Raw genomic sequence first — 669 nt, 5'->3', positions numbered from 1 at the left:
GGCGGTATCCTGCTGATTTCAGTTTAATCTTATATAGATCAACTGATCCTCTCACCTTATTCTTCGGTATCTTAGGGTTATCTAGGATTGCTTCCAGCTTACGAATAAACTGCTCAGCGATTTGTGGGTTAAGTTTGTCAAACTTTTTAAGAGCTGTTTTTGAGAACTCTAGCTCGTAACTCATTAATAGATACCTTCACAGTTTCGTCAGTATCAACTTGCTCGGCTAGTTTAATTAGTTCCTGATCTTCAATTAGATCCATCATGCGTTCATACATTGCTGCCGGAACACAGTAGAATTCTGGATTATTTCTATTCAGAATTGCTACTGCTTCGCCAAAAGCATTTTGTACAACTGCTGTAGGATTCTTTTTTAATTCAGAAACACTAGCCACAAATCGACTATGGATTATGTGGTTCATGACGTTTCTCATTTGATGTGTCCTACATCAATTTGTAGCCAATTGATTAGAACCGTCCTCAGAAAGTTAAGTTTGCTACAGGGTTAACTCAATATAAACAATTTGAAGATCTGTTTCAAGACCTGTTTAACAACCACTTAATAGGTCTTAATAAAAAAGCCACCCTAAAAGGTAGCTTTTTAAATCAGCTTTTTATCCAATATTTGGTGGTACTCGCAGAACCTGTACTGAAGGTACACCCCGATAC

At 37.2% G+C, this 669-nt stretch carries 2 protein-coding genes; both read right to left on the bottom strand.

The annotated features are described in order from the left end of the window. Window positions 1–184: type II toxin-antitoxin system RelE family toxin (locus ABD296_RS49720; protein WP_344285591.1), on the bottom strand; the 184-nt coding region annotated here is incomplete at its 3' end. Further along, window positions 147–422: a type II toxin-antitoxin system Phd/YefM family antitoxin gene (locus ABD296_RS49715; protein ID WP_001015563.1), complete on the bottom strand. Its 276-nt coding sequence runs from the start codon at window positions 420–422 to the stop codon at window positions 147–149. The genes ABD296_RS49720 and ABD296_RS49715, both read right to left, overlap by 38 nt. Window positions 423–669 lie beyond the last annotated feature (247 nt).

This window comes from Actinomadura napierensis (assembly GCF_039529375.1).
GTDB lineage: Bacteria > Actinomycetota > Actinomycetes > Streptosporangiales > Streptosporangiaceae > Spirillospora > Spirillospora napierensis.
This window is presented reverse-complemented; position numbering and strand designations above follow the sequence as displayed.

What these genes read in the sequence shown, in the direction of transcription:
- ABD296_RS49715 (WP_001015563.1), bottom strand. Translation starts at nt 422, where the DNA reads ATGAACCACATAATCCATAGTCGATTTGTGGCTAGTGTTTCTGAATTA.